The organism is uncultured Nevskia sp., assembly GCF_903885465.1.
Lineage (GTDB): Bacteria > Pseudomonadota > Gammaproteobacteria > Nevskiales > Nevskiaceae > Nevskia.
Genome location: NZ_CAISIQ010000450.1, coordinates 1 through 4,177, shown reverse-complemented (window position 1 = coordinate 4,177; position 4,177 = coordinate 1). Strand labels below are relative to the sequence as shown.

Below are 4,177 nucleotides of genomic sequence, written 5' to 3'. Positions count from 1 at the left end.
GCCCAAATCTCGCGACGCGAACCCGAACGGCAAGAACCAAGCCAGTGCCATACCCAACGCCAAACTATTGTTTTTGCAATTATTCCCAGTGATGGGACAGTGCATTGGGACGACGATTGTCTCAGCGCCGGCGCGACGCGTGTCAGCCCTGTTTCAGGCCTGACACAGTGGTTCTCCCTCGGCTCTCCACAGGCTCGGAACAACGCGGCAGAAGCCCGCCAGAAGGCCAGATTCGATTGACGATAGGGGGAACGGCGACTACCTTCAGTTGGCATCACTGTTGCTAAGGCGCGCTGTACCGGTTGGGGGCGCGCTGGCGATTCAGAAGAACACCATGCCCGGCGACAACGTAGCGCGGGGCGGTCGAGATGAGGTGCGAGGAGATGGGTGACAACGCAGCGGTGCAGCACGCCAATGGCGTGTTGCGGCTGGTCAATGGCGAAAGCATCGCCAAGCCTGGCTTCGACGACACCATCCGGGTGTCCTGGCAGCGCTGTCTCAACGAATTCCAGCTTGACCCGGCCCGGCTGCATGCGCCGAGCGTCATCGACTCGAACAACCTCAAGGATCTGCAGGACCGTCACGACGAACTCGTCGAGATCGCGCGGGCCGAGATCGACACCTTGTATGACCAGATCAGCGGCTCCGGCTACGCGCTGCTGCTGACCGATGCCAAGGGCATCATCCTCACCCAGAAGGTCGACCCGACCCTGACCCGCATGTTCAGCAGCGCCGGTCTGCTGGTCGGCGCCGAGTGGAGCGAGAAGAGCGAAGGCACCAACGGCATCGGCACCTGCATCGCCGAAGGCCGGGCGATCACCATCCATCGCAACGATCACTTCCGCGCCCGCCACATCGGCCTGTCCTGTTCCGGCGTGCCGATCCGCGACATGAATGGCGATCTGGTCGCCGTGCTCGACGCTTCCTCGGTCGGCTCGCATGACACGCGCGGCAGCCAGATGCACACGATGGCGCTGGTCAACACCTCGGCGCGGCTGATCGAGAAGTGCCTGTTCCTGCGCCGCTGCCAGCCGTACCGGATCCTGCGTTTCCACAGCCGTCCGGAATTCGTCAACCTGTTGCACGACGCCGCACTCGCACTCTCCGAGGATGGTCACGTCGTAGCTGCAGACGATATGGCCGTGGCGCTGCTTTCCGCCCCGAGCCGAGCCAGCCTGATCGGTCGGCCAGTCAGCGAACTGTTCGACATCGGCAATGCTGAACTCGCCCAGCTGGTCACCACTCGCCAGGCATTGATGCCGGTGCGCGACCAGCGCTATGGCCGACGCTTCTTCGTCACGCTGGCGCCGCCCCAGTTGCTGGCCCGGATGGACAGCTTCGATCGGCCGCGCCGCGCTGTTGCCGAACGGGTGCAGATCGCACCGGCACCGTCGTTGCACGCGCTGTCGCTGGAAGATCTCGCAGGCCAGGATCCGCAGATGCTGTCGAACATCCGTGCGGCGCGCCGGCTGGCCGATTCACGGGTGCCAATCCTGATCCAGGGGCCGACCGGCTCCGGCAAGGAAGTGTTTGCGAAAGCGGTTCATCTGGCCAGCCCGCGTGCGGAGCAGGCTTTCGTCGCGGTCAACTGCGCAGCAATTCCGGAAACGCTGATCGAATCGGAACTGTTCGGCTACAAGTCCGGCGCCTTCACCGGCGCTCGCAAGGAGGGCATGCGCGGCCGCATCCAGCAATCCAGCGGCGGCACGCTGTTCCTCGATGAAATCGGCGACATGCCGCTGAACCTGCAGACCCGCCTGCTGCGCGTGCTGGAAGAACAGGAAGTGGTGCCACTCGGCTGCGAGCAGGCGATCAAGGTCGAGTTGTGCGTGATCAGTGCCTCGCATCGCGACCTGCGCGAGATGATCGCCAACGGCAGCTTCCGCGAAGATCTCTACTACCGCCTGAACGGCATGACCCTGGATCTGCCGGCGCTGAAGGATCGGGTCGATGCCGAAGCGCTGATCCGCCGCTTCATCGCGCTGGAAGCCCGCAACGGTCAGTCGATCTCGATCGAGGCCGATGCCTTCGAATGCCTGCTCGCCTACTCCTGGCCGGGCAACATCCGCGAACTGCGCAATGTCATCCGCACCGCGCTGGTGATCTGCGATGGCGGGGTGGTTCGCATGGGCGATCTGCCGCGCAGCCTGCAGCGGTCAACGACCGTCAAGGCGCTGCCGGCAGCCGCCCTGCCCGTGTCACCACTCACCGACATGCCGCTGCAGGTCGTCAGCGGCGCCAACGCCCTGGAAGCGGCTGAGCGCGGAGCGATCCTGCGCGCCGTCGAAAACAATCAGTGGAACATGACGATGACTGCCCGTGATCTCGGCATGAGTCGCAACACGCTTTACCGCAAGCTCAAGCGGCACGCCATTCCACTGGGTGAGGCACGGCGCGACGATCTGTCCCGGATGTGACACAGAGACAATTCCCGGCGCAGGAGCAACCGTCGCGGACGCCGATTGCTGCGGCTTGCTCCCTGCTTGAAGCTGGCGCTTGAAACCGATTAAATTCCAGCGTTGACAGAGGCTTGCGAAAACCTATTCGCAGCATTGAATCATACGATTGGGAACCTTTCTCGACGTGGCATAGTCTCTGCGTTGCCCCCGATGTCCTTACAGGGCACGTTGGCAAAATTACTGCGAACAGAATGGAGGGTTGATCATGCGTTGGACGAAACCGAGCTTCACCGAAATGCGTTTTGGCATGGAAGTGACGATGTACATTCTCAACCGCTAAATCTTTCCGGCTGAGACCGATACGAGGCAACTCGAATCGGAACCAGCCAGATAGCGGTGCAAAAGTAACGGAGCCCCCGGATAAAACTGGGGGCTTTGTTTTGAGGATGGATTTTTAGAACGCAGCGCAACAAAAACGCTGAATCATTGCAGAACCCCCGAACATGAAAATAAGAATTCTGGGTTCCGCGGCGGGGGGAGGCTTCCCGCAATGGAACTGCAATTGCGAAACCTGCGACGGCTGCCGCAGCGGGCGCCTGAACGCGATTCCCCGCTCGCAGTCATCGATCGCGGTGAGCAGCAACGGCCAGGACTGGGTGTTGATCAACGCTTCGCCGGACATCCGCTCGCAGATTCTCGCCAACCCCGAGCTGCAGCCGAACCGGCACCTGCGCGACACCGGCATCAAGGCCGTATTTCTGATGGATGCGCAGATCGACCACGTCACCGGTCTGCTGATGCTGCGCGAATCGAAAGTGCGGCTGCCGATCTACTGCTCGGCGCGAGTCAAGGCCGATCTCACTAGCGGCTTCCCGATCTTCAACATCCTCGAGCACTACTGTGGCGTCGACTGGTTTGAGGTGAAGCCTGATGGCACGCCGTTCACCGTGCCGGGCATCGAAGGTATCCAGTTCGAGCCGTTCGCGCTGACCAGCAAGGCACCGCCCTACTCGCCGCATCGCGCAGCACCGGCGCCGGGCGACAACCTGGGCCTGGTGATTCGCAATACCGTCACCGGCAAGTGCGCGCTGTACGCGCCGGGCCTCGGAGTGATCGAACCGCCGGTGGAAAAGGCGATGCGCGAAGCCGATCTGATTCTCGTCGACGGCACCACCTGGACCGATGACGAGATGAGCCGTCGCGGCGTCGGCAAGAAACTGGCGCGCGAGATGGGCCATCTGTATCAAAGTGGCGCAGGCGGCATGCTCGAAGTGCTGAGCGCTTATCCGAACGCCCGCCGTGTGCTGATCCACATCAACAACACCAATCCGATCCTGATCGAAGACGGGCCTGAGCGCGCGGAAGTGCGTGCTGCTGGCGTCGAAGTCGCGCAGGACGGTCTGGTATTCGAGCTTTAGGAGTACGAACGATGAACGCCTCCGTCGATACCAGCGCCCTGCCGTGGACCCGCGAGGAGTTCGAAGCGAAGCTCAAGGCTTTCGAGCCGTACTACCACATCCACCATCCATTTCAGGTGGCGATGAACAGCGGCGGCTTGAGCAAAGAAGCGGTACAGGGCTGGGTGCTGAACCGCTTCTACTACCAGACCGCGATTCCGAACAAGGACGCCGCCCTGCTCGCCAACTGCCCGGATCGCGAAGTTCGCCGCCGCTGGATTCAGAGGATCATCGATCACGATGGCAATGATCAGGTCGAAGGCGGCATCGAGCGCTGGGTGCGTCTTGGTGAAGCGGTGGGCCTGCAGCGCGCCGATATCG

3 protein-coding genes and 1 pseudogene are annotated in these 4,177 nt (G+C 62.2%); all 4 read left to right on the top strand.

Features of this window, described 5'->3' with window-relative positions; genetic code table 11:
- The first annotated feature begins 383 nt into the window (after positions 1–383).
- Complete coding sequence (locus QZY06_RS17475; protein WP_295686416.1) at positions 384–2,417, top strand: sigma-54-dependent Fis family transcriptional regulator; 2,034 nt, start codon at positions 384–386, stop codon at positions 2,415–2,417.
- 247 nt (positions 2,418–2,664) lie between these two features.
- Positions 2,665–2,739, top strand: coding sequence for a pyrroloquinoline quinone precursor peptide PqqA (gene pqqA, locus QZY06_RS22265; RefSeq protein WP_156891444.1), 75 nt, complete (start codon positions 2,665–2,667; stop codon positions 2,737–2,739).
- A gap of 163 nt (positions 2,740–2,902) precedes the next feature.
- Positions 2,903–3,817 (top strand): pyrroloquinoline quinone biosynthesis protein PqqB, encoded by a 915-nt coding sequence (gene pqqB, locus QZY06_RS17470; protein ID WP_295686415.1) that lies wholly within the window; start codon positions 2,903–2,905, stop codon positions 3,815–3,817.
- A gap of 11 nt (positions 3,818–3,828) precedes the next feature.
- A pseudogene (locus QZY06_RS17465) lies at positions 3,829–4,177 on the top strand (pyrroloquinoline quinone biosynthesis protein C); the annotation flags it as partial.

Bases quoted from the DNA above. Each gene is read 5' to 3' on its own strand.
- QZY06_RS17475 (WP_295686416.1), top strand. From the start codon at position 384: ATGGGTGACAACGCAGCGGTGCAGCACGCCAATGGCGTGTTGCGGCTG.
- pqqB (WP_295686415.1), top strand. From the start codon at position 2,903: ATGAAAATAAGAATTCTGGGTTCCGCGGCGGGGGGAGGCTTCCCGCAA.